General features: G+C 47.2%; 21 protein-coding genes. 11 read left to right on the plus strand and 10 right to left on the minus strand.

Annotated features, from left to right (window positions below; all coding sequences use genetic code 11):
* Nucleotides 1–92: 92 nt before the first annotated feature.
* From zapA to ASG33_RS09310, 4 genes are all read right to left on the minus strand, one after another.
* Nucleotides 93–404, minus strand: a complete 312-nt coding sequence (gene zapA / locus ASG33_RS09295) for a cell division protein ZapA (RefSeq protein WP_031527638.1) — start codon at nt 402–404, stop codon at nt 93–95.
* Entirely contained in the window at nt 401–745 is a 345-nt protein-coding gene (locus ASG33_RS09300) for a hypothetical protein (protein WP_056282986.1), read from the minus strand. Before ASG33_RS09300 ends, zapA begins: the two co-directional genes overlap by 4 nt.
* Nucleotides 746–789: 44 nt before the next feature.
* Complete coding sequence (gene pheT / locus ASG33_RS09305; RefSeq protein WP_056282989.1) at nt 790–3,219, minus strand: phenylalanine--tRNA ligase subunit beta; 2,430 nt, start codon at nt 3,217–3,219, stop codon at nt 790–792.
* A 123-nt stretch (nt 3,220–3,342) separates the two neighbouring features.
* The gene (locus ASG33_RS09310; RefSeq protein WP_056282991.1) at nt 3,343–3,987 is read right to left on the minus strand and encodes a DUF1684 domain-containing protein; all 645 of its coding nucleotides are present in this window, start codon (nt 3,985–3,987) and stop codon (nt 3,343–3,345) included.
* A 185-nt stretch (nt 3,988–4,172) separates the two neighbouring features.
* Between ASG33_RS09310 and ASG33_RS09315 the strand changes: the two genes are divergently transcribed.
* Both ASG33_RS09315 and ASG33_RS09320 read left to right on the plus strand, forming a co-directional pair.
* Nucleotides 4,173–4,550 (plus strand): response regulator, encoded by a 378-nt coding sequence (locus ASG33_RS09315; protein ID WP_031527642.1) that lies wholly within the window; start codon nt 4,173–4,175, stop codon nt 4,548–4,550.
* 6 nt (nt 4,551–4,556) lie between these two features.
* Complete coding sequence (locus ASG33_RS09320) at nt 4,557–5,327, plus strand: MBL fold metallo-hydrolase (RefSeq protein WP_056282994.1); 771 nt, start codon at nt 4,557–4,559, stop codon at nt 5,325–5,327.
* Between the two features lie 11 nt (nt 5,328–5,338).
* Here ASG33_RS09320 and ASG33_RS09325 read toward each other — a convergent pair whose 3' ends face one another.
* Nucleotides 5,339–6,589, minus strand: coding sequence for a DUF819 domain-containing protein (locus ASG33_RS09325; protein WP_056282998.1), 1,251 nt, complete (start codon nt 6,587–6,589; stop codon nt 5,339–5,341).
* 180 nt (nt 6,590–6,769) lie between these two features.
* Here ASG33_RS09325 and ASG33_RS09330 point away from each other — a divergent pair, with 180 nt between their 5' ends.
* Together ASG33_RS09330 and ASG33_RS09335 are read left to right on the plus strand one after the other, a co-directional pair.
* A complete protein-coding gene (locus ASG33_RS09330; RefSeq protein WP_056283001.1) occupies nt 6,770–7,261 on the plus strand; it encodes a (2Fe-2S)-binding protein in 492 nt (163 codons plus the stop codon).
* 34 nt (nt 7,262–7,295) lie between these two features.
* Nucleotides 7,296–9,458, plus strand: coding sequence for a molybdopterin cofactor-binding domain-containing protein (locus ASG33_RS09335; RefSeq protein ID WP_056283004.1), 2,163 nt, complete (start codon nt 7,296–7,298; stop codon nt 9,456–9,458).
* A gap of 84 nt (nt 9,459–9,542) precedes the next feature.
* Here the strand turns inward: ASG33_RS09335 and ASG33_RS09340 are convergent, their stop codons facing one another.
* From ASG33_RS09340 to ASG33_RS09350, 3 genes are all read right to left on the minus strand, one after another.
* Nucleotides 9,543–11,102 (minus strand): phosphatase PAP2 family protein, encoded by a 1,560-nt coding sequence (locus ASG33_RS09340; RefSeq protein WP_056283009.1) that lies wholly within the window; start codon nt 11,100–11,102, stop codon nt 9,543–9,545.
* Between the two features lie 10 nt (nt 11,103–11,112).
* A complete protein-coding gene (locus ASG33_RS09345) occupies nt 11,113–11,955 on the minus strand; it encodes a hypothetical protein (protein WP_229238609.1) in 843 nt (280 codons plus the stop codon).
* Nucleotides 11,956–12,131: 176 nt separating this feature from the next.
* Nucleotides 12,132–12,686 (minus strand): hypothetical protein, encoded by a 555-nt coding sequence (locus ASG33_RS09350; RefSeq protein WP_056283012.1) that lies wholly within the window; start codon nt 12,684–12,686, stop codon nt 12,132–12,134.
* A gap of 188 nt (nt 12,687–12,874) precedes the next feature.
* On the opposite strand from ASG33_RS09350, the gene ASG33_RS09355 reads away from it, so the two are divergent.
* Nucleotides 12,875–13,393, plus strand: a complete 519-nt coding sequence (locus tag ASG33_RS09355) for a DinB family protein (RefSeq protein WP_056283016.1) — start codon at nt 12,875–12,877, stop codon at nt 13,391–13,393.
* Here the strand turns inward: ASG33_RS09355 and ASG33_RS09360 are convergent.
* On the minus strand, nt 13,388–15,406 hold the full coding sequence (locus ASG33_RS09360) for a thioredoxin domain-containing protein (RefSeq protein WP_082489129.1): 2,019 nt from the start codon (nt 15,404–15,406) through the stop codon (nt 13,388–13,390). The two genes, ASG33_RS09355 and ASG33_RS09360, sit on opposite strands and share 6 nt — an antisense overlap.
* A 9-nt stretch (nt 15,407–15,415) precedes the next feature.
* The gene (locus ASG33_RS09365; RefSeq protein WP_056283022.1) at nt 15,416–17,047 is read right to left on the minus strand and encodes a T9SS type A sorting domain-containing protein; all 1,632 of its coding nucleotides are present in this window, start codon (nt 17,045–17,047) and stop codon (nt 15,416–15,418) included.
* 128 nt (nt 17,048–17,175) lie between these two features.
* Here ASG33_RS09365 and ASG33_RS09370 point away from each other — a divergent pair, with 128 nt between their 5' ends.
* From ASG33_RS09370 to ASG33_RS09395, 6 genes are all read left to right on the plus strand, one after another.
* Entirely contained in the window at nt 17,176–17,631 is a 456-nt protein-coding gene (locus ASG33_RS09370; protein WP_056283548.1) for a hypothetical protein, read from the plus strand.
* A gap of 80 nt (nt 17,632–17,711) precedes the next feature.
* Nucleotides 17,712–19,025 (plus strand): MFS transporter, encoded by a 1,314-nt coding sequence (locus tag ASG33_RS09375; RefSeq protein ID WP_056283025.1) that lies wholly within the window; start codon nt 17,712–17,714, stop codon nt 19,023–19,025.
* 186 nt (nt 19,026–19,211) lie between these two features.
* Nucleotides 19,212–21,029, plus strand: a complete 1,818-nt coding sequence (locus ASG33_RS09380; RefSeq protein WP_056283550.1) for a glycoside hydrolase family 2 protein — start codon at nt 19,212–19,214, stop codon at nt 21,027–21,029.
* A 95-nt stretch (nt 21,030–21,124) separates the two neighbouring features.
* Entirely contained in the window at nt 21,125–21,688 is a 564-nt protein-coding gene (locus tag ASG33_RS09385) for an HD domain-containing protein (protein WP_056283028.1), read from the plus strand.
* 17 nt (nt 21,689–21,705) lie between these two features.
* A complete protein-coding gene (locus ASG33_RS09390; protein ID WP_056283032.1) occupies nt 21,706–21,999 on the plus strand; it encodes a hypothetical protein in 294 nt (97 codons plus the stop codon).
* Between the two features lie 232 nt (nt 22,000–22,231).
* Nucleotides 22,232–23,667 (plus strand): IS1182 family transposase (locus ASG33_RS09395; protein ID WP_229238602.1); only part of this gene is annotated, 1,436 nt, incomplete at its 3' end.

Genomic DNA, 23,667 nt, shown 5'->3' on the forward strand with positions numbered 1-23,667 from the left:
TTACCGACTACACCAATGCTAAAATGCCGAAAGTGAAGGATTTGAAGGAAATATCAGAAGATTCTCAAAATAAAAGGTCGGTTGTATAAAGGTTAGCTCTCGATGGCGCCGGATATTACTTCATCCAGCTTTTCAACTCTGTTCTTAAAAGCCAGAACCAGGTCATCCATTTGCTCCTGATTCCGCTGTAATGCCACCAGGCATTCAATAGAAGTCAGCGCGATGGCCTCAATATCTCCGTATACTTTTCCTCTTAATTTATGCTGTTGCACGCGATGCAAGAACACCTCATACCCATCCCTGTAGAATTTCTCCTGATCCGCCGGAACGCTCAGTTTGAAACCTCTGTCCAGCAGTTTTATAAAGACAGAAACGTCTGGATTAGGTATGCTATTTTTTTTCATAAGGTCTCTTCAAGCAATTCTATGCACTTATCAATCTCCTGGATATATCTTTCAACTGATTCTTTCAGCTCGGCAATTCCGCTTGTTGGTGTCAGTTTACTAGTGACAATTTTAGCGAAAGTTTTGGACTTATTAAAGTCTTTTTCCAAACTCCCGCTTTTTTTCTTCAATTCCTTTGCGTCCTCTTTTAGTTTGATATTGGCTTGCCGGAGCTCCGCATTTTCACGCTGAAGCTCGGCAATTGTCCAGCTCATTTTCTCTTTTGTATTGATCAAAAATTCGAGTTTTCTCTCAAGATCAGACAGTTTATGTTCGATAATGCGCTCGATGCTTCTTTCCATTGCCCAGCCTAATGAATGTTGATCAACACAATTTTAAATTTGATTTACTTCCTGATCACGGCTTCAAATTCCTTTTCATAAGCTGCAATTAAACGCTGCATCGACTTGTCGATCACTTTGTCTGTAAGTGTCTGCTGATCATCCTGAAGAATGAAGCTGATAGAATAGGATTTTTTCCCTTCCAGGTTAGCGCCCTCGTATACGTCAAATACATTCGCCGCGCGAAGCAACTGCCGCTCGGTCCGATAGGCGAGTTGTTTTAGCTCTTCAAAGGTGGTCTTCTTGCTGACAACCAGCGAAAGGTCCCGGCGTACTTCCGGGAATTTGGAAACTTCCTTGTACTGCACCGCCGCATCATACTGACGTAACAGGTATTCCCAGTCAAAGTCAGCAAAATAAACGGGCACTTTGATATCCAGCTTTTTGGCAACGGCAGGTTGCAGTAAGCCCAGTGTAGCCACCGGTTTTTTGTTCACAAACAATGTAAGACCGCTTTTGAAAATGGCTTTTTCAGCTTCCTGCTTTTCCACTTCACGGATTTTCATTGCGCTGAGTACCTGGCTAGCAATTCCGGCAAGATCATGAAAAGTAACTTCACGGGACTTTTGCACCCAGCTTTCCTGCTGAATATTGCCTGTCAGAAAAACGGAAAGCCTTTCCTTCTCAATGTACTTTTCTGCTGACTTATGATAAGTTTTACCAAATTCAAACAACTTAAGATCCCGCTGGCGGCGGTTGATATTATAGCCGATCACTTCGAGTCCAGAGAAAAGGAGTGTTTGCCGCATCACAGATAAATCCTCGCTCAGATAGTTCAGGATCTTAACAGGTTCACCCAACAGACTATCTTTTAGAGACTCCTGGTACTCCGGCTTGGTCAGCGAATTGTTGATCATTTCATTGAACCCATTGCCGGCAAGCAGCTCGGAAATACGTAGACGGAGCTTTTCGGGATCATTAACTGGGAAGTCGGAAAGGAAATCAGAGCTCATTGCTTCTGATAGCTCCACTTGTCCGAACCCGTAGATCCGCAGAATTTCTTCGATCACATCAGCTTCGCGCTGCACATCTACGCGGTAGGGTGGTACAATGGCAGTGAATGTGCTTTCTGTTTCGTTTTCAATGGTAATGTCCAATGCGGCAAGAATGCGGCTGATCTCCGCTTTTTCCAGCTCTTTTCCGATCAGCCTGTTGATATTGCGGTACTTCATTTCGACTTTGAAGTCGCCGACAGGCTGAGGATATACATCGACGATTTCAGACGAAACCTGTCCGCCTGCTACCTGCTGGATCAGCAATGCAGCCCGCTTTAATGCAAAAACCGGCATATTCGGGTCAGTACCGCGCTCAAAGCGGAAAGAAGAATCCGTTTTCAAGCTGAATCTCTGAGCCGTTTTCCGCACCGAGGCAGGTGAGAAATAAGCGGATTCCAGGAAAATGGAAGTAGTTTCCGCAGAGACTCCCGAAGTAAGTCCGCCGAAAACACCTGCAATGCACATCGGTTCCGGCGTGTTACCGTCGCCTGCATTACAAACCATCAGGTCAGTAGCAGCCAGCTTTCTTTCAACGCCGTCGAGGGTTACGAAAGGAGTTCCTTCTGCAAGTGTCGTCACAATTACTTTGCCGCCTTTTACTTTATCAGCGTCGTAAGCGTGCATAGGCTGACCCAGTTCGTGGCACACATAATTAGTAATATCCACGATATTGTTGATAGACCTGATCCCGATCGTCTGCAAACGGGTTTTGAGCCAATCAGGTGATTCACCCACCTGAATGCCTGTAATAGTCAATCCTGTAAAACGCGGCGCAGCTTCCGGGTTTCTTATTTCCACCGGAATGGACAAAGATTGATTCGCAACAGCGAAGTCTTCGACAGAAGGAAGCGTTATTGGCCTGTTTAGAACAGCTTTCAAATCTCTTGCAACTCCATAATGCGAAGCAGCGTCAGCTCTGTTGGGGGTAAGCCCGATTTCGATCAGGTAGTCGGATGAAATGCCGAAGTATTTGCTCGCAGGCGTACCGTTTGGCAAATCATTGTCCAGCACCAGGATACCATCGTGGGAAGTGCCGGTTCCAAGCTCATCTTCCGCGCAGATCATTCCTTCGGACAATGCACCACGGATTTTTGATTTTTTCAAAACCAGAGGTTGGTCACTGCCGGCAGGGTAAAGTACTGCGCCTACTGTGGCTACAATCACCTTTTGTCCCGCAGCTACATTCGGCGCGCCGCATACAATGGAAAGCGGATTTTCACCACCCACATCCACGGTTGTTAGGCTCAGCCTGTCTGCTTCCGGGTGTTTTTCGCAAGTCAGTACTTCACCGACAACGACGCCCTGCAAACCGCCTTTGATCGATTCGATCTCTTCTATTGCTTCTACTTCCAGCCCGGTGGCCGTAAGCAGTTTACCGATTTCTTCGGGAGTTTCACTAATTTCAACGAGGTCTTTAAGCCACTTATAAGAGATCTTCATGCGATTACTATAATGATAATAAAAGCGGCCAATTCGTCAGACCGCCTTTATGCAAAAATAATGATTTAGTTGGAACAGGTGCCGCTCGAATGCGTTCTGCTGCACTTTTATGCGGTTAAGCTGTTATTCATGAACGGAGCTTTCGAGCAGCTCTCCGGCCTCGATCGGTATGGTAAGCTTGTTTTCAGCAGGCGGCACCGGGCAGGCGTAACTTTCCTGGTATACACAATATGGATTATACGCCTTGTTGAAATCGAGTACAATCACGTTGTTTTTGACATTAGCTACGGGGTAATCAATGTAGCGGCCGCCGCCGTAGGTCTGCTTTCCGCTTGTAGCATCCTGAAATAGCACCGAAATGGTTCCGTCATTTTCAAGTAACAGCAGCTTCTGATCCTGGCCCATGATCTTGAAGTTGGCATAGCCATATTTCTGGTACTTCTCGGTTGTACCATCTGTATATTTCACGACCATTTCCTTATCATCATTCATATAGGGGGAAACAGTGGCCGGTACCCGGTAGGTCAGGTTTGGCTCGAAGTAATGCAAGCCGTGAAAGCCTTTCTTATCGGCAATCGGGGAATCTTCGGAAGTTCTGAATTGCTCATCTTTCGCAGCTCTTTCTTCGACGAGCTGGGTTTTGTATTGCTGCGGGTTCACTGCGGCGAGGGGATCGTTGCCGGTGTTGAAATTCTCGATCACGAAGTAGGCGATAATTGCAATGAACATCGCAATTGTGCTGTAACGGATCAGTTTATTTTTAAACATAACTAAAACGGTAATGGTAAACGGTTTGCAAACTTACAGCTAATGTGAGCTCCGAAAAAGTATCGGGAGTTTATTTACTTTTTTATGATATTTTTCAAATTTCGCATAAAGCTGGTTTGTGTTGTTGATTGAAATATACCTAAATTGACCTGGCAAATAATTAAAACCAATACCTGGCCCATCATATGTCATACACAAAGAGAGTACTCATTGCCGAAGACAGTTCAGTAATTCAAAATCTGGCAAGGAAAATACTGGAATTCCAACATTATGAAATCACTTCGGTGAAAAATGGAGAACAAGTATTGCAATTGCTTGAAAAAGAGGATTTCGATATCATTTTGCTGGATATCAATATGCCTGTGATGGATGGAATGGAGTGCGCGAGAAGTATCCGCAAATTGCCGAACGAGCAAAAAGCGAAGACGCCGATTGTGGCGATCACAGGAAACGCAAAGAATTATTCAGAAGAAGATTTCAAAGAAGCAGGATTTGACGATGCGCTTATGAAACCTTTAAATTTTGACCGCCTGGTTGAAGTAGTGGCGCATTTGACAGAATAAAAAAGAATGAGGATCACATTTTTAGGGACCGGCACATCACAGGGAATACCAGTTATCGCCTGTGAATGTGCCGTTTGCCGTTCTAGTGACCAGCATAACAAACGTTTGCGGGCATCCGTTTTCATCGAAACCCGGGGAAAAGCCATGGTAATCGACACCGGTCCCGACTTCCGGCAGCAAATGCTCCGGGCAGATGTCAAGCACCTGGACGCTGCTATTTTCACCCACCAGCATAAGGACCATACCGCCGGACTCGACGATATCCGCGCATTCAATCACAAGCAGCAAAAAGATATGCCGCTCTACGGCCGGCAGGAAGTGCTTAACCAGATCCGGAATGAATTTGCTTACGCATTTTCGGAAACAAGATACCCCGGCGTGCCGCATTTCGAAATGCATTCGATTGATAACAAGCCTTTCGATGTCGCAGGTATCCGCGTGATCCCCATTGAAGTGATGCACCATAAACTGCCGGTTTACGGATTCCGCTTTGGCGACTTTACTTACATTACTGATGCCAACTTTATCTCGGAAGAAGAGCAGGCTAAGATAAAAGGTACCCAGGTGTTGGTACTTGATACCTTGCAAAAGGAGCCGCATTTATCTCACTTTACGCTTTCGCAGGCGCTCGCTTTGATTGAAAAGCTGCAAGTACCGCAGGCATATCTCACCCACATCAGTCACAAGCTTGGTCTTCACGCGGACATCGAAAAGGAGCTTCCGCCCAATGTGCATTTGGCATATGACGGTTTGGTTCTGAACCTGGAAGACTTCTGAATACCTCGATGCTACATCTGAAATCCTGCCATATTTGACACCATCTGCATGAGTAGTGCAGTAAGATAGCCGCCGTAAGTCCCGATCGCATAGCCTAGAATAGCAAGCAAAACGCCCACCGGCGCAAGTGAAGGGTGAAATGCCGCAGCCACGACGGAAGCCGAAGCTGAGCCGCCTACATTCGCCTGACTGCCGACTGCCAGAAAGAAGAACGGGATTTTCAGCCATTTGCAAACCAGAATGAGGATAATGCCGTGAACAGATATCCAGATCAAACCGATCGCAAATAGGCCGGGATTATCAGCTACTGCGCCTAAGTCCATTTGCATTCCGATGGTTGCTATGAGTACGTACAGGAATACAGAGCCCAGTTTGGAAGCGCCGGCGTGTTCCAGTTTGCGCGCGGGAGTTACCGACAATGCGATACCGATCAGTGTCGCAATGCTGATTACCCAAAAGAAATTGGAGGTAAGGCTGTATTTTTCAAGTTCCGGATAGTTACTCGCCAGGAATGGGGTAATAACCTCCGCAAGCGCGTGTGAAATGCCGGTTGCACCAAATCCTACGGCCGCCATCATGATATAATCCGGAACTTTCGGAACTCGCTCATTTATCTGATTTTCAGTGTCAAGATGCATTTTCACATCTTCTACGATGCTGCTATCAGCGCCGAGTAAGCGATCTATCCGGGCTGCTATTCCTGCTCCGTATATCAAAACGGCCATCCAGAGTTCAGCAACCAGCACATCTACCGCTACCATTTGCGAGAACAGCATATCACTGGGCTGGAAAACCTCCCTCAATGCAGTCTGATTGGCGCCGCCGCCGATCCAGCTTCCGGCTATGGTAGCAAGTCCGCGCCAGACTTCATTGTTACCCTGCCCCGCCACAGTCGCCGGGCTGATGCTCCCTACAATCCAGAGTGCCAGCGGGCCGCCGATCATAATTCCGGCTGTGCCTGCAAGCATTGCAATCAAAGCCTTGGGACCCAAACGTGCAAGTGATTTCCAGTCCATTCCAATGGTGAAAAACACAAGACAAGCGGGGAGAAAGTATTTGGAAACAACCGGATAGAGCTGAGAACCAGCACCATCTACAATGCCGAATGAATTTAAAAGTCCGGGAATGAAGTAGCATAGCAACAATGGGGGAATAATGCTGTAAAAGCGTTTCCAGCCTCTGCTTTCAAGCGAAGCTGTCAGGAAGACAGCCCCCAAAATCAGCGTCAGTATCCCAAGTACTACTGCATCGTTTTCTATCATTTTATAGCCTAAGGTTCGGTTTGAGGGTAAAAATAGCTTTGTTTTCGATAACTCAGCTGCTTTGGCATTCCTGGCGGCTCATTTCATGCTCGGGTATCAAGCGCCAGTTTTGCATTACTGTATTTTTTAGAATAATTTAGATACTGATCAGCAGCGAAGTGCTGGCATTATTGACTTACTATGGCGATTTATAATTTATCAGTGAATGGAAAAAAGGTAAAGGTTGATGTCGATCCCGATATGCCTTTACTCTGGGTTGTCAGGGATTTTGTCGGGCTGAAAGGAACCAAGTTCGGCTGCGGAATGGCGCAATGCGGCGCGTGCACGGTACATTTAAATGGTGCACCTGCACGGTCTTGCCAGACTCCAATTTCTACCTTAACCAAAACAGACCAGATCACCACGATCGAAGGGATTGGTGATGGAAAGTTGCACGCCATTCAGAAAGCGTGGATTGAAGAGCAGGTACCTCAATGCGGTTACTGCCAATCGGGCCAGATCATGTCGGCTGTGGCCTTGTTGAAATCAAATCCTAAACCAACTGACGCAGATATCGACGTTGCAATGAGCGGTAACCTGTGCCGTTGCGGCACTTACGACCGGATCCGGAAAGCAATACACCGGGCCGCAGAGGAGGTAAAGGTTGCGGAAAGTGGTATTGGAAAGATGTAGGGCACGCAGTTATTAAATTTAGTCAAACAAGATCTTGGAAAATATACAACCATCACGCCGCAGCTTTTTGAAAGCGGGCAGCCTTGCTTCTGTGGGATTAGCGCTTGGAATTTCAGGCTTCACCAGAGATGCGGCAGTAAAAAAGATCAGTCCGGCGGTCATTAAGCTGGAAATTAATCCTTTTATCATCATTGATACGGCGGGTAATATTACATTGGTGAATCCCCGGCCGGATATGGGACAGGGTTCAACGCAGGCAGTACCCTCGCTTTTGGCAGAAGAGCTGGAAGTGAGCCTGGAAAAGGTGTTGATCGTGCAGAGCGACGGAAGCGGTAAATACGGAAGCCAGACCTCAGGTGGCAGCAGCTCTGTACGTGAGCTATGGATGCCGATCCGCAAGGCAGGCGCAGCAGCCAGGGAAATGCTAACTACCACAGCCGCCAAACGCTGGAATGTGCCGGTATCCGAATGCAAGGCCGAAGATGGGAAAATTGTTCACCCGGGCAGCGGCAGGAGCTTTACCTATGGTGAACTCGCCGACGATGCTTCCAAACTTGAAATTCCAAAAGCTCCTAAGTTGAAGGATTCCAGCGATTTTAAGATCATTGGAAAATACAACAAACGCCTCGACGTACCTGAAAGAGTAACAGGTAAAGCCGTTTACGGGATTGATGTGGAAGTACCTGGAATGGTGTACGCGAGCATTTTGCATTCGCCTGTAATCCACGGTAAGGTACTTGCTATTGATGACTCGGAAACCAAAAAGGTAAAGGGTGTTTTAAAGGTGATCAAAACCGAGCGTACCATGCCGCACCGGACTTCCGAGGCTGTTGCAGTGGTGGCAACGAATTACTGGGCTGCATTGAAGGGTAAAAAAGCGCTGAAAGTAACCTGGGATAATGCGGAGTTTGAGAAAACACTGAATACCGCCGACTACTATAAGGCAACTGCGCAGGCAGCTACCAAGCCTGGTGTCAACTTTGAAGAAAAGGGCGATTTTGCAGCGAAGTACGCCAAAGCGCAGGAGAAGCTTGAAGCCAATTACCAGACACCATTTCTCGCGCACGCGCCCATTGAACCTGAGAATGCAATTGCGCACGTGAAAGAGGATGGAAGCGTCGAGATCTGGGGACCGGTACAGGGACCGGACTGGACGCTGAGAGATGTTTGTGGTTATATGAAAGTGAAGCCCGAGCAGGTCAAGATCAACGTGGCATTACTTGGAGGCGCATTTGGCCGGAAAGCTTACCACGATTTTGTACTGGAAGCATGCCACATCTCGCGCGAAGTGAAAAAGCCAGTGAAGGTGATATGGAGCAGGGAAGATGATATTTCTCAGGGTCCGTACCGGCCGGGTATGCTCAGCCACATGCAAGGTTTTGTTGAGAATGGAAAAATAACCGGTTTTCACCACCATACCATTGGTGAGTCGATTTTAGGTCAGGTTTTCAAAGGGTTGAAAGAGGATGAAGCCGACTCCTGGATTGGTGGCGAGCTAAGTTCGGAAAACAGCAAATACCAGTTCGACTCCGCTTCTAAAATCAGCTGGACCAATGTAAAGACCGATATACCCATTGTTTGGTGGCGTTCTGTGTATGCATCCAACTTCGGTTGGGGGCAGGAATGTTTTGTTGATGAGCTTGCACACCTGGCAAAAAAAGATCCTCTTCAGGCAAGATTGGATATATTACCAGATCCACGTTTTCAAAAGGTTCTTAAAACCCTGGCTGAAATAGCTAAATGGGACGAGAAGCTGCCGGAAGGAAGTGGAAAAGGACTGGCTGTTTTCAAATCTTTCGGAAGCATATCAGCATGTTGCATTACTGTCTCGAAGAAGGATCAGGGAGTACACATTGATAAGGTTGTTTCCGTCATCGATTGCGGCCATTATGTCAATCCCGACAATGTGAAGGCACAGACCGAGGGTAATATCGTAATGGGACTTACTGCCGCGATCAAGGATGGAATTACATTCACAAACGGTAAATGCGACCAGAGCAATTTCCATGAATACAATATTCTTCGTCTGAATGAAATGCCGAAGATCGAGGTGCACATTATAGACAGCGATGAAGTACCTGGCGGTGTTGGCGAACCAGGTTTACCGCCTATTGCGCCGGCGCTGGGCAATGCAGTCTTTGCTGCCACAGGTAAAAGAATGCGCACGCTACCGTTTGATATTCATAACCTTGGATAGAAGGTAGCGAGACATTAATTTACCGAATACAAAAATAGCAGCACCTGAGTGCTGCTATTTTTGTTGATGTTGACGTTACCCGGACTATTCGGCTCCGTCTGCTTTCGCTCTTGCTACTGCAAATTCACCAACTTTATGACCTGCTTCCAGCCCAGCCTCACAATCGAAGCGGTAATGTATTAATCCGTAAATCCTTGAAACAGAAGCTTCATTCGCCATAGCGTCCAGCTTTTGTTTTTCAGACGGGAAAATGTAGGCAAGTAATTCAGCCGCTGCTCCCGAGAAGGTGGAATGGCCGGATGTATACGATGGAAAGTTAGGCAAGCCCACAGAGGTTTTTACCTTTTTGTCCATCTGGTTCGGGCGCGGATAATAGTAGTAGTATTTAGCATCCCAGCAGCAAATACCCGCATCCTGCAAAGTAGTACCTACCAGTGCCAATGTTCGAGCCGTACGCACTTCGCTAAACTTGTTCTGGTGACAAAGGTTGGCTGCGCGCCTGTGCCAGTGACCTGGCGGCGTATAGCTGCCCACGCCATCTGACCAGAAGCTGGCAATGCGCGCCTGCTCGCGGGTTTGGCTTTTAGCTATTTTGGTCAGTTCTTCCATGTTTTTCTTAAACTCTTCGCTGCCAATTGCCGGTGGAGGAGAAGGTCGCATGGTAGCAACTGTCTGCCTGTCGAAGTTCCAGGGCATAACCGTTCCATAGGTGGGCAACATAGCCGGGCGGGCCGGAACTTCCTGGCTCACCCAGGGTTCAGTAATACCGATTGCCTTCGCATTTGCAATCATTTCAGGTGTTTTTGCCTGATTGTTTGCTGCGCCCATTCCATCTGTTTTGGCGCGGGCCATCGCTTTTTCGCCTACTGCTTTTCCTAATGCAGCTCCCGCTTCAATGTCGCTTTTTACATTCATTCCTGCCCAAAGCCTGCTTTCCTTATGTTCCTGCAACTTCGCTTCCAGGTAGGGTACCTCGCCCGGGAACATTGCTTTCAGGATCTGAAAGGAAGCTTCCGCCACAACCGCGTCCTCGGAAGGATAGGAGGGAAGATCAGTGACCGGAAGCAGAGTCTTGATCTCACTGTCGGACTTGGACGGAGCAGGACGTTTGTACTTAAACTTGTAATTCCAGGCTGCAACCAGCGCGTCGTACTGCGCTACACTGAGATAGGCGAGTGCTCTTGCGGTGTAAGGCGGGTTGGCGAATGGAAACTTGGGATCTGCCAGCGGATTTGCCGCGTCTGGTACAGGGTACTTTCCGTCCTGGTTGGAAGCCGGCGGGGTATTGTACCTTGCTGCAAGCTCGCGCCCGATCTCATTCCAGCGGAAAACAGCCCCGGCTCCCCAGTAATTTACCTGCTCCTTCTGGTGGGGAGTAAGTGCATTTACAACTTCTTTGAGCTTGAGCAGCTCGGTTTTGTAATATTCGCTCGTTGTCTCAGTTGGCGCTGCCACTGGTATTTCCGAGGATGATGTCAGAACGTACGTCTTCCAGTTGCCAGCATTCTGGTCGAGGCTGGAAGGATCGTTGATGCCCACGGTTGGTTCCTCTACGACTTTGCTGCAAGAAACAGCAACAACGCCCAGGAGAAGCAACAATGCGGATTTATTAAATATATGTTGGAAAGAATAGCTGCGTTTCATTGGAGAAAGATCAAAGTTGTTTGTCCGCTTTGGCATAACGGAACTGATAAAGAATGCCTGCCGAGAATGCCGTGCTTTGCCCCACGTTGGAACCACTTACCACGTGTGCCGCCCTCGCATTCACTCCAATGTTTTTGGGTTGATATTTGGCATAAACCCCCACAGTGGTAGATTTCATATTATTGGTAGGGAACGGCATATCGTTTCTACGGATAAAATCACCGCCTGCACATGCGCCATATTCTGCGTAAGCTTCTGCCTGAATACCTTTTTTAAGATAACCCAGACGAGCGGCTGCATCGTAAGCATTCGGTACGCGAACCTGATCAGAATCGTAGAGTTTATCGTCGGCCTGGTAAGTATCCCGGTCGATTTTGATGTTGCTACGAAAGATATAGCTTCCGTGCACAGTCAGGTAAACGCCCGATTGATGGCGGTAATTGACCAGGAGCCGCGCAGTAGCGGTTTTGCACCGTATTCCGATCGACATCGGTAAGAAGTCGGGAATGTAGTTGGTCACCGGGATTGAACCGCCTGCAATGGCATGGAGGCTGAAACCTGCCACATTCACAAAGCGGTACTTAAGCCAGCCGGATGCATCCTGAAAGCCTTTTTGCCACATCAGGTTGCCGGCACTTGCCTGTGTCCATATATAAGGAACTGCGGCGATCACGTTGAAATTTTTGGTTATTCCCACCGCGAGCATCGGCATTACACTTTGTGTAGTGTGCGTCCCTATGTTCAGGTTTTCGCGGCGGAGGGAATTTTCCCAGTACTTATCCCAGGAACTGTGCGAATAAGTCACAGCCAGACAGGCTGTTTTCTTCGACATATAGATCGCGTCGTTAGGCATTTGAGCAAAAACCTGAGACGCGTTAATGGTAATCAAAAACCAGAAAGCGAGTGAAGCCCACCTGGTCAATGGTAAAGATTTGTTCATATTATAAATGGTTTTTTACAGCAACCCCGCAGCGTATTACGCTGACAGCAAATGCTATGGAAGCAAGCTTTTTTAAAAAGAATGTAGCGCTAGGAAAGTCGCTCGGGTGGTGGGTTGCTGACCAGTACGGACACCGTAGGATAGCTCCGGCTGTAAGCAAGCGGGAGGCGGTTACTTTCACTTGCGGGTAATGGCGGAGAAATGCGGAAATCCTGCTTGTTTCCGGGTACATAGGTTTTGATCAGCTCAGAAAGCAGCTTTAATGCTTTGCTGCCTGGATGATCGGCAGCATCGCCAGGCTGGTTGCTGAGCATTTGCATGGCAGCAGTCAGCTCAAAAAAGCGGTCACGTGCGGCCTGGTTACTTTGCAGGGTAATGTATAATGTATCGTTGGAATGCTGCACCTGAACCGGATTGTAGAACTGATTTTCGTGTCGGATCAATGCTTCGATCCGGCCTGGTATTTCCAAATCCGCGGAGTAGGGCAGGGAAGGAAGATAGACTTTCAGTAATTGCTGTTCGGAAACAGCCTCTGTCGAAGGGGCAAGCAGGTAATCTTCTTCAAAAAAGATCACAGCAACGCTGAGCCCGAACGTATTGCAGAGCAACAAAACCAATAAAGCTATCGGCGCTAAACTTTTCAATTTTGAGAGGATTATACTCAAAGTAATCAAATTGATTGCATATATACAAGATCTATTATCATACTTTAATGTAAATAACTTCCTCTAAATAAGTAACCTTAGGTTATATACTTTTGAGCAGCTTCTGAGTTGGTTTGAAGGTGATCAATCTGTATTTTGGCATATCCAACTCAGCAATTTTAATATCCATGAAAAAATCAGACATCATTCCAATGCCGCCCTTTTTTGATCGCTACATCAATCTTTGTGATAATGTTGAGCTGATGGAAGGATTTGAAAAATACACCCCGGCTTCAATCTATCATGACGTGGAAAAGTTGAAGGCGCTGGGAAGTAAGGTATATGCGCCTGGGAAGTGGACGGTTAACGATACTTTACAGCACGTGATCGATAATGAGCGCATTATGGGTTATCGGGCACTGCGGTTCTCAAGAGGGGACAATACTGCATTGGCGGGATATGACGAAAACATCCTCGCGCCGAATACCACCGCGAATGAGCGTACCCTGGAAGACCTTCTTGCTGAGTTTGACCTCGTGCGGGCAGCAAGTATTGCCTTATTCAGGAATATGAATGGGGTAATGCTGCAACGGACAGGCAGCGCAGATGGTAAGCAGATTACGCCGCTTGCATTGGGATTTGTTATTCTGGGCCACCCCGTTCACCACATGAATATCCTCGCCGAGCGGTACTTTCCGCTGCTATAATCCGCCGGAAAGTTGTTGCAGGGCTTCTTCTACATTGGTGACGGGGAGCTGGCAGGTTTTATCGTAGCAAATGTAAATCGCAGTCTGACTGTTGATCTCGGTCCGATTTTGTAGCAATGGCAGCTCTGAGGATGTGGTAGTGCCCATGACCACTTTATTTGGCACAAAGAAGCGGTTGAAATCTTTACGGAGCTGATCGGCTTGTGCGCCTACGATAGCTACTTCCGCGGTGGGCACTGCGCGCTGGCAATACAGAGCTGCCCAGTTAGTAACCCATTGCACATCCGTAAGCACAAGCCGACCGATTTTCGAAAGCATTTTGTCGGCGACTTCCAGGTACTCGCTCTTATCTGTCATCAGGGAGAGCGTGTACAGGTTATGTGCCATGATGGAATTGGAACCGGGGATTACATTGTCAAAAAGCTCCTTTTTTCTCGCGATCAAAGCTTCTCCATACACATCGGTGAAATTGAAGAATCCTTCCTGCGAATCATAAAAATTGCTCAGCGTATAGGAAGTAAGTTCTTCTGCCTTGCGGATCCAGTGTTCCTCGAATGTAATCTGGTAGAGGGAAAGACAGGCTCCGATCACCGCGGCATAATCTTCCAGGAAACCGGTTACCGAAGCTTTTCCATTCTTGTAGCTATGGAGCAGCCGCTCTTCGGCACTCATTTTATCAAAAATAAAACGGCCCGCCGAAACTGCCATTTCCCTGATCTTTTCATCGCCGAGCGCACGGTATGCAGCGGCCAGTCCGGTAATCAGCAGGCCATTCCACGAAGCAAGTATCTTATCATCCAATCCGGGGCGCACACGTTCAGCACGATGGTCGAAAAGCTTTTGTAATGCGCGGCGGTAATTTGTTTCAAACTCGTCATTGTAAATACCGGCAGGCTTTGCGGTATGAACGGGAGCTTCTGTAAGATGCAGATGGTTGAAACCGTGCTCCCAGTTTCCGTGACCTGAAATGTTATATAATTTGGAAAACCAATTGAAATCGTCACCCAGTATTTCGCGCAGCTCAGCTTCTGTCCAGATATAAAATTTACCTTCCACACCTTCGCTATCAGCGTCCAAAGCAGAGTAAAAGCCGCCTTCCGCATGCCGCATTTCACGATCCAGCCAGCCGATCGTTTGCTGGATCCTGTCAGCATACAAAGGATTTTGGGTAAGCGAATAGGCTTCCGAAAAGACTTCCAGCAGCTGCGCATTATCATAGAGCATCTTCTCGAAATGCGGAATAAACCACTGATCATCGACAGAGTACCGCGCCCAGCCGCCGCCAACGTGATCGTAAATCCCGCCGAGTGCAATCCGGTTCAATGTAATCTCAATCTGCCGCAGCGCTTCCGGGTTCTGACTGATATCATAGTAACGGAGCAGGAATTTGTAAATGGAAGGCATGGGAAACTTGGGTGCCCGGTCCATTCCACCGTTGTGGGTATCAAAGTTTTTTTGAAGCTGCTCAAACATCGAGTCCAGGTGCGCTACTTCAAACTCACTCTGCTGGCCTGTCAGTCCATATTTCTCAGAATCGGGGATCGACATATTTTCCACAAAACCTTCGGCTGATTTTGCCAGCTCATCGAAGTGGTTTTTGAATGCATTATCAATGCTTTTGAGCAGCTGTACCCAGTTCTGCGGCGGCAGGTAAGTTACCCCATAGAACGGTTTACTGTCGGGCAGCAGGAACACATTCAGCGGCCAGCCGCCTCTTACACCCATTGCCTGTACTGCGTCCATATAAACTGCGTCGACGTCCGGCCGTTCTTCACGGTCGACTTTAATGCACACAAAATGCGCATTCATCACTGCCGCGATATCCGCTTTCTCAAAACACTCGCGCTCCATAACGTGGCACCAGTGACAAGCAGAGTAGCCGATACTGACCAGAATTGGCTTATTTTCCTCCCGGGCTTTTTCAAGTGCCTCATTTCCCCAGGGATACCAGTCTACCGGGTTATGGGCGTGTTGAAGTAAATACGGGCTGGTTTCCTGTGCAAGACGGTTCATAATGCTGGCTTAATGATTTACAACTACCTTTTTGGTAATTGTTTGATGCGGCGTGTCGAAACGGACAAAATATATGCCAGAAGAGAGGTAAGGAAGCGGAATCGTGTGCCTGGCTTCCCCCGCCCGCGATTTCAGCTGCTTTTGATAAAAGGTCTGTCCTTTCGTATTCAGTATCGTCATATTCACATTAGTGCCGCCATTTACGCCTGTAAGTACCACATTGATCTCGCTTGAAATAATGTACGGGTAAACGTAAGCGTCTGAAAGTGGCTGCTCAACCGAAGTCACAGAATCGTTCAGGTCAAACTTGCAGAGGAACACCTGCTTTCCATTCAATGTGATATTCCGTGTCCATTTCTGATGGGAGACTGCAATAGTGGTTTGCTGGTTGTCGGCTGCGTAAGGGTTTTGAGCCGCAATCAGAATTTGCCCATTTTTAACAACACCTCTCCAAACCGGATTTCGTAGTTCCATATGATCCCGGGCAGATTGCGGTATCACAAGCTGGTAGGTACCCTCAAACATATTCCGGAACTCCGAGAGCCGGTACAAACCGTAAATGAAATGTTCGTAAGGCGCATAGTTTTCCAGGCGGTTACCCGGGAAAAACGGGTTTTCCCAAAGCCATAATCCCTTTGCACCTGAAAAGAATGGAAAAATAGCTGTCGCCTGCGCCTGGAAATTGTCAATCAATGGCGTATTCGGATCGTAGCTGTCGTGGATTCTTAGCCATACAAACGGAATAACCGGTTTGCTGCTCCAAGCTGCATTGGCTTCAATGTTGAACAGCAAGTAAGAGAGATAATCCTTCCCGATCGGGTTGGCATACCCATAATAGTAGTAAGGCGAAGGCGATTGAAAATCAAGCGAATTGAAAAAGTTTCCTCCGATTTTACCACTGTTATCCTGTGCCAGATAATGGGTGCGGGCGAGGTTGATTGTCCAGTCCTGCCAGGAATTGGATGTGATATTCAGCCAGGTATTGCGCACAGGCACGTCACTGTAACTGGTGATTTTGGCAGTCACACCTTTGGCGCGCAGCCGGTTGACAGCCTCGGCGTACCACCAGCGCATATCGCGTTTGTATGTATTTAAAAAGTCCTGATCGGAAAGGCTGCGGTAATTTTGCGGGATTTGATTATTTGTTTTTAATGCAAGGATATCACGGTCTTCGCGCTGCATTCTTTCAATGTCCAGGCAAACAATGTCCACGTCTGTCACGCTGCCCGCAAAGTTATCCCAGTAACTCCGGTAAGCCGCTGTATCATTTCCCCACGGACTTCTCAATGTATTGTCAGCCCAGGGTTGATTGCCGCTTGACGTCGCAACTCCGTACCAAAGCACTGCTCTTTGCTGGCGGGTAAGTGAGCCAGGTTCATTACCCGAGAACGAAGCCAGATGACTAAATCCGTGTTGTAGTGGCTGCGACTGGGTATCACCAAAGCGAGGGCCGCTGTAAATGACGTTAAATGGAAGAGAGAATTTAGGGAATTTGCCCCATTCTATTGTGTTGTTACCGTTTACCGGATTTAGTACAAATGCGGGCTGACAGTCCTGGCCGAAGCAATTGGACCAGGCAAATAGCAAGACGAAAAGTGTTGTGTAAAATTCCTTGAAATAGATTTTAGAAGATTGAATCATAAGAATGGCCAGACAAATTCGTTACTTTTGCGATGTGTATAATGTTGTTTTTCCGGGAAAAGCGATGGTGTGAACAATGCTTTGACTTACTCGGTTACCGGCCTGAAAAATTTAAATCCAGAAGAATTATGAAAAAATTATTGCTACTCGCCAGCCTTGTTCTGGGCCTATTTATGGTCGCTTGTGACAAAGACAAAGATAAGAACGAAAAGCCGCAGCCCACAGAAAAGGACAAAATACTCGTCAACTATCCATGGCGCATGTCAAAGGTGACTGACTTGTCTGGCAAGGATATTCCCTTTAACCTGCTCAATACGCAGACACAGGCTATCAAGCAGGTGATGGATATTCAGTTTATGCAAAACAATGTGACCAAAGCAATCGACCAGCGCTCAAAGCAGGTGATCAACGGCGGTACCTGGTACCTGATTGATGAAGGAGCCACGCTGGATATCTCCATTTCCGGATTTGCCGGCAAATTTGGGGTTGAAGAACTTACAAACAGCAGAATGAGGCTAAAAAGCACAATGCCGGTAGATGGTGTTGATCAGGAAACGATCATGGTTTTCGAGCCGGTGATCTAAGGAGTTATTTCGAGAATATATATGAATGGAGCGGCGGATTAAATCTGCCGCTTTTCTTATTTTGTACCAAATATATTTGAATGAAAAAGAATAACCCTTCCATTATCAATGCGTGGTGTATGTACGACTGGGCCAACTCGGTCCATGCGCTTGTCATTGTTTCGAGCATCTTTCCTGTTTATTTCAGTGCAACTGCGCTCAGCGCCTCTGGTCGCCCCGAAGTTGATTTTTTCGGGTTTTCAATCAAAAGCTCAGTGCTTTTTTCCTATACGGTATCAGTCTCCTTTCTGATCACTGCCCTGCTCGTTCCCACTTGTACGGCAGTCGCTGACTATACCGGGAAAAAGAAGCGCTTTATGCAATTCTTCTGCTACACGGGTGCATTGAGCTGCATGCTTCTTTACTTTTTTACAAAAGATACCCTCATCGCATCCATCTTCCTTTTCGGGCTGAGCCTGATAGGTTGGAGCGGGAGCATTGTTTTTTACGACTCCTATCTGCCTGAAATAGCTACTGAAGATAATTTTGACAGGTACAGCGCACGCGGTTTTTCGCTGGGTTACCTTGGCAGCTGTCTGCTGTTGCTGTTCAACCTGAGCATGGTACTGTTTCCGCAGTTTTACGGCATTACCCAAAAGGCACTGCCAGCCCGGATATCGTTTTTTACTGTCGGTCTCTGGTGGATTTTATTTGCGCAAATCCCTTTTCACTACCTGCCGGAGGGAAGAAGTGACAAGCAAAAAGGCGGTAGCTGGATTTTGAATGGGTTCAAAGAGTTGGGTAAAGTGTATGGTAACCTGCGTGAGCAGCCTTATCTGGCCAGGTTCCTGGCTGCATTCTTCATCTATACAATGGGGCTGCGCACGGTGATGTATGTTGCCACGATATTTGGCGCGAGCGAGCTGAAATTACCTTCTCAAAGTCTGATCATAACCGTCTTATTGATCCAGCTGGTGGGAATTGCAGGCTCTTATACCTTTGCCTGGCTTTCTGCCCAGATCGGCAATATATATGCATTGATGATCGGTGTTGTGATCTGGATAGGCATTTGTACCGGTGCATACTACACCACTGAGGCGATGGAGTTTTACATGATTGCGTGTACGGTGGGAATGGTAATGGGAGGCATTCAATCACTTTCACGCTCGACCTACTCGAAGCTGATCCCTGAGAATGTGAGTGATACCGCCTCTTATTTCAGTTTTTATGACGTGACTGAAAAGCTGGCCATTGTGATCGGTACCTTCATTTATGGGATCGTAGAGCATCTCACCGGCAGTATGCGCAACAGCATTCTCGCTTTGCTTGTCATTTTTGTGCTCGGACTTGTACTACTCTCCCGCATTCCTTCACTTAAAATTTACCGGTTGGAATTGGACAAGCGAAAGAGCTGAGTCGGCCTGCATTTTGGTGATCTGATGTGCATCTCAGCTTTGTTTGTCCGTTATTCTTTGCAATCTATTATGCCAAGCTGGCATAGTTCTTATCGAATCTGGCTGACTTCTTGGTTACATATTTATGCAGAAGAAGTAGAGCTGCACGCGAGTTCGGCTGCATTTGAACATCAAAACCGGGTAAAAATGCAAAACCACACCAATTACGGGTCTTCCAAAAGCAGGGAAGCGTCCTTTGACACAGAAGCTTTTCGGGATGATCTTCCCCGCGCTGTCCTCAGACCAAATGAATACATTTTACTCGATGGCGAGTGGAAATTCGCGGTTGACGCAGAGGACAGGGGACTGGTTGAAAGTTGGTATGTACAGCATGATTTTACACGAACTGCCAACTGGCCGGGCAGCGTGGAGCAGCATTTAGCTGTATCTCAAAATGCGAGTGCTTCCTGGCAGGATAAGATCGTAGTTTGGTACGAAAGAAATTTTGAACTGCCGGCACAAGCTGCTGTCACGGTGGACAGTGATACCATTCTTCAACTCACTTTTGGTGCCTGCGGCTACGCAACAATGGTCTGGCTTAACGGACACCTGCTTTCCACCATTGAAGGCGACCAGGTGCATACCGGCGAGTATACTTCCTTTTCTTACGAGCTTGAAATGCTCAAACCAGTCAACCGGCTTACAGTGCGGGTGGCCAGCAGTATGGATGCGGATATACCCCGCGGTAAGCAGGAATCACATGTTTATAAACGGGGCGGGATCTGGTACCAGACGTTTACGGGCGCCGTCCGCAGTGTGTGGCTTGAAAAAGTGGAGCGAAACCGACTGCGCTCGCGTGTGGGTGTGGTCAGTATTATTGAAGATAATCTGGTAAGGTTTACATTAACAACCCGCATTCATGACCCGGGCAAGTATAAAATCAAGCTGTTTATTTTTCCTGTTGAAAGCGAAGAGCTTGTAGCCGAAGATGAATTTGAGCTGGTGCTGGAAGCGGGACAAAAGTCGCAGCGCCTCGTTGTCGATTTACCCGATGCATTGCTTTGGTCCGTGGAATCGCCAAACCTGTACCGGCTGGTAGCGCAGCTCATTGATGAAGAGGGCGCCATTTCAGAGATTGAGACGAAGTTCGGTTTGAGGAAGTTTGAAGCAAGGGGAAACAAACTTTATTTAAACAACAAGCCCATTTACCTGGATGGTATCCTTTACCAACCGGGAAATTCAACATACCATCAGATCAAAAAGCATTTGCTTGCGATGAAGGAGCTGGGCTGCAATCTTGTCCGGATCCACATTGCCGGTGTAGATCCCCGCATTTACAAGCTTGCTGATAAGATCGGGATATTGCTCTGGGTTGAGGTACCCAGTCCACATCAATCCACTTTTCAAAGCAGAGAGAATCACCGCGCCGAGCTCAGAAGAATGGTCGCATTGATTGGTACTCACCCTTCCGTGGTAATATGGAGCTTATATAATGAAGACTGGGGTGTTCAGGACATTGCGCATAATGTTGAAACACAGCAATACATTATTGAAATGTATCATTTTATGCAAATTGCCTACCCGCAGTTTCTGGTGGTGGACAATGATGGCTGGCAACACATTTCCCTCGAAGGAAGGCTAAAATCAGATCTTTTAACTGCTCACTTATACACTCCCAACCTGGAAGACTGGAAGAGAATGCTCGACGATCTGACGGAAGGGAAGTTTGAGAAAGTAGCCGCATTTCCGCTTGTCGTAGGCGATCCGTTTTTTTACCGCAAGCAGGTCCCGCTGATCGTAAGTGAATGGGGCGGGTTCGGTTTTAAGGATTATGGCGGCCCGCAGGATGATGCCTCACGCGCCAATCAGATTGCCCTATACAAAGCAGAACTGCGAAAACGGGATATTTCAGGTGATGTTTATACCCAGGCTACCAACATTGAAGATGAGAAAAACGGATTGATTGACCCCGAGACAGGCGAGCTGAATGTTCCCGCAGGGTTGCTGGCTTCCAGACGGGAATAAACTAGATATACTTACCAAGGTGATAATTGCTTGTTAGTTTGGGCAATAGGGGATATAATGCAAAACTTACGCTCAACTCGCATTAAAGAAAAGGTATGGAACTTACGGAGAGGCAGTGGCTGCTGTTTGATTTTGTCAAAGAAATGCACGGAACGCAGGTACGGAAATATTCCGGCGAACCCTATTATACACACTTGCTGAGCGTAGCGGATAAGGTGACTCAATACGGCAGTGATAATTGTGAAACTGAAATCGCGCTTTGCCACGACCTTATTGAAGATACGCCATGTTCCCTGGCTACGCTTTCGGGCTTATTGATCAGGCTGGGTTACAGCGTTCAGGAAGATGCGCAGATACTTTCCGCAGTGGATGATCTCACTGACAAGTACACGAGTGCAAAATATCCTCAGCTTAACCGGGCTCATCGAAAACAACTGGAAGCTTCGCGCATTATTTCTTCCAAACCCGTTTCACAAACTGTCAAGTATGCGGATATCATAGATAATATCGGCTCCATTGCTAAAAGCGACCCGGGTTTTGCGCGAGTTTATCTCAGGGAAATCGACCGATATCTTTGGCGGCTTAATAAAGGCAATCCTGATTTGTACCAGGAATGCTGCGCCGTTTTCACACAGACACTCAAAACTGTTTCCATTTAATACCTAACAACTGTTCTATGAATTCTTCCGAGCAAAAAGATTTTGAACACGCGACACCGACGGATGATGAGGTAAATGATATGATCCGTCGTTTACAGGAAAAGCTGGCGGACGCAGGAACCGGGAATGAACTGGCAGAAGCTTACGAAAAAGCAATTCGCATTTTAAAAGGGAGAGAAACTGAGTATAACGACTTAATGGATGATGCTTCTCCTGCCGCTTCCAGAACAATAGCTGCATTGGCTCTCCGCTATCTGAATGGGGAAACAGGCGCTGATGTGTTGCTCAACTATCCTCCTATAAAACAATGAGGCTGTCTCAAATGAGGCAGTCTTTTTTTGTTTGTAGCGGTTGTGCAAATTTTCCGGATTGATTATCTTTAGGTATAAGCAAATCAGAAAAATGGGCCGCAAACAACCTTCTTTTAAGCCTTATCAGCAGCAACAGTTGATGTTGCTTCCTCCAAGTCTGGACGAATTGATCCCTAAGGGGCACNCGGCAGTCGGCTTTTGGGCCGGTTACATTTATAAGCAAATCAGAAAAATGGGCCGCAAACAACCTTCTTTTAAGCCTTATCAGCAGCAACAGTTGATGTTGCTTCCTCCAAGTCTGGACGAATTGATCCCTAAGGGGCACGTCGTACGTGTGGTCAATGATGTGATCAATAAGATCAACTTGGAGCCGCTCAATGCAGCTTACTATCATTCGGGTTMGGCAGGCTAYCATCCCCAGATGCTGTTGAAAGTGCTTGTATTTGGCTATATGAGCAACATCTATTCTAGCAGGAAGCTCGAAGCAGCCTGCAAGGAAAGTATCTACTTTATGTTTTTGAGTTCGATGAGCTTCCCAGATCACAATACGATTAACCGTTTTCGGGGCGTGCGTTTGAAAGATACTTTCAGGACAATTTTTGAGCAAGTGGTCAGTWTACTTGCGCAGGAAGGCTATTTGAGCATTGAGGAAGTTTTTACGGACGGCACCAAGATCGAGGCCAATGCCAATAAATACACTTTTGTCTGGAAGAAGGCGATCGCTASCAGCAAGGAGAAAATGAAGAAGCAACTGGCTGAKATCTGGGCCTATGCCCAGAGCGTGGCCGCCACCGAGGACAACTTACCCGAACCCCCTGACCTGACCACGATCAACAAAGAAAAAGTACAGGATACGGTCGATACGCTCAACCAGGTACTTGGCAAGAAAGAAAACATTGACAAGAAAATGAAAGCCAAACTGGGCTATGTAACAAAGCATTATCCATCCAATATYGCCCGMTACGAGCAGCAAGAGGCCATTTTAGGAGAGCGCAACAGTTACAGTAAGACCGATCCTGACGCGACATTTATGAAGTTGAAAGAAGATCACATGAAAAATGGCCAGCTCAAACCAGCCTATAATGTGCAGATATCGACATCCAACCAGTTCATTGTTAATTATACCGTACATGCTAACACGACTGATACCAACACACTGGCAACCCACTTGGAACAACATGAAAAAAGCTTTGGCGCTGCCCCTAAATCGCTCACCGCGGATGCAGGTTATGGTTCAGAGGAAAACTATACAATGTTGGAAGAAAAGAATGTGACGGCCTTTGTGAAATATAACTTATTTGACAAGCAACAGAACCATTCCTTCAATAAAAAGCATCCATTTGCTTCTGATAAGCTTTACTATAAYCCCGAGCAGGACCATTACATATGCCCGATGGGCCAGAAAATGGCWTATATCGGCGACAGGAAAAGAAAGACTACAACCGGTTTTGAGCAGGCCACAAGGCTTTACAAAGCTAAAAACTGCCAGAATTGCCCCTTGAACGGCGCCTGCCACAAATCACAACATGATAGGATTATCCAAATTAATGTCAACCTGGAAAGACAAAAGCAGCAAGCCGAACAGCTACTTAAAAGTGAAGAAGGGGTTGCCAAACGAAAGAAGCGGTGCTTCGATGTCGAACCTGTGTTCGGTAATATAAAAGCCAA

The organism is Dyadobacter sp. Leaf189 (genome assembly GCF_001424405.1).
Lineage (GTDB): Bacteria > Bacteroidota > Bacteroidia > Cytophagales > Spirosomataceae > Dyadobacter.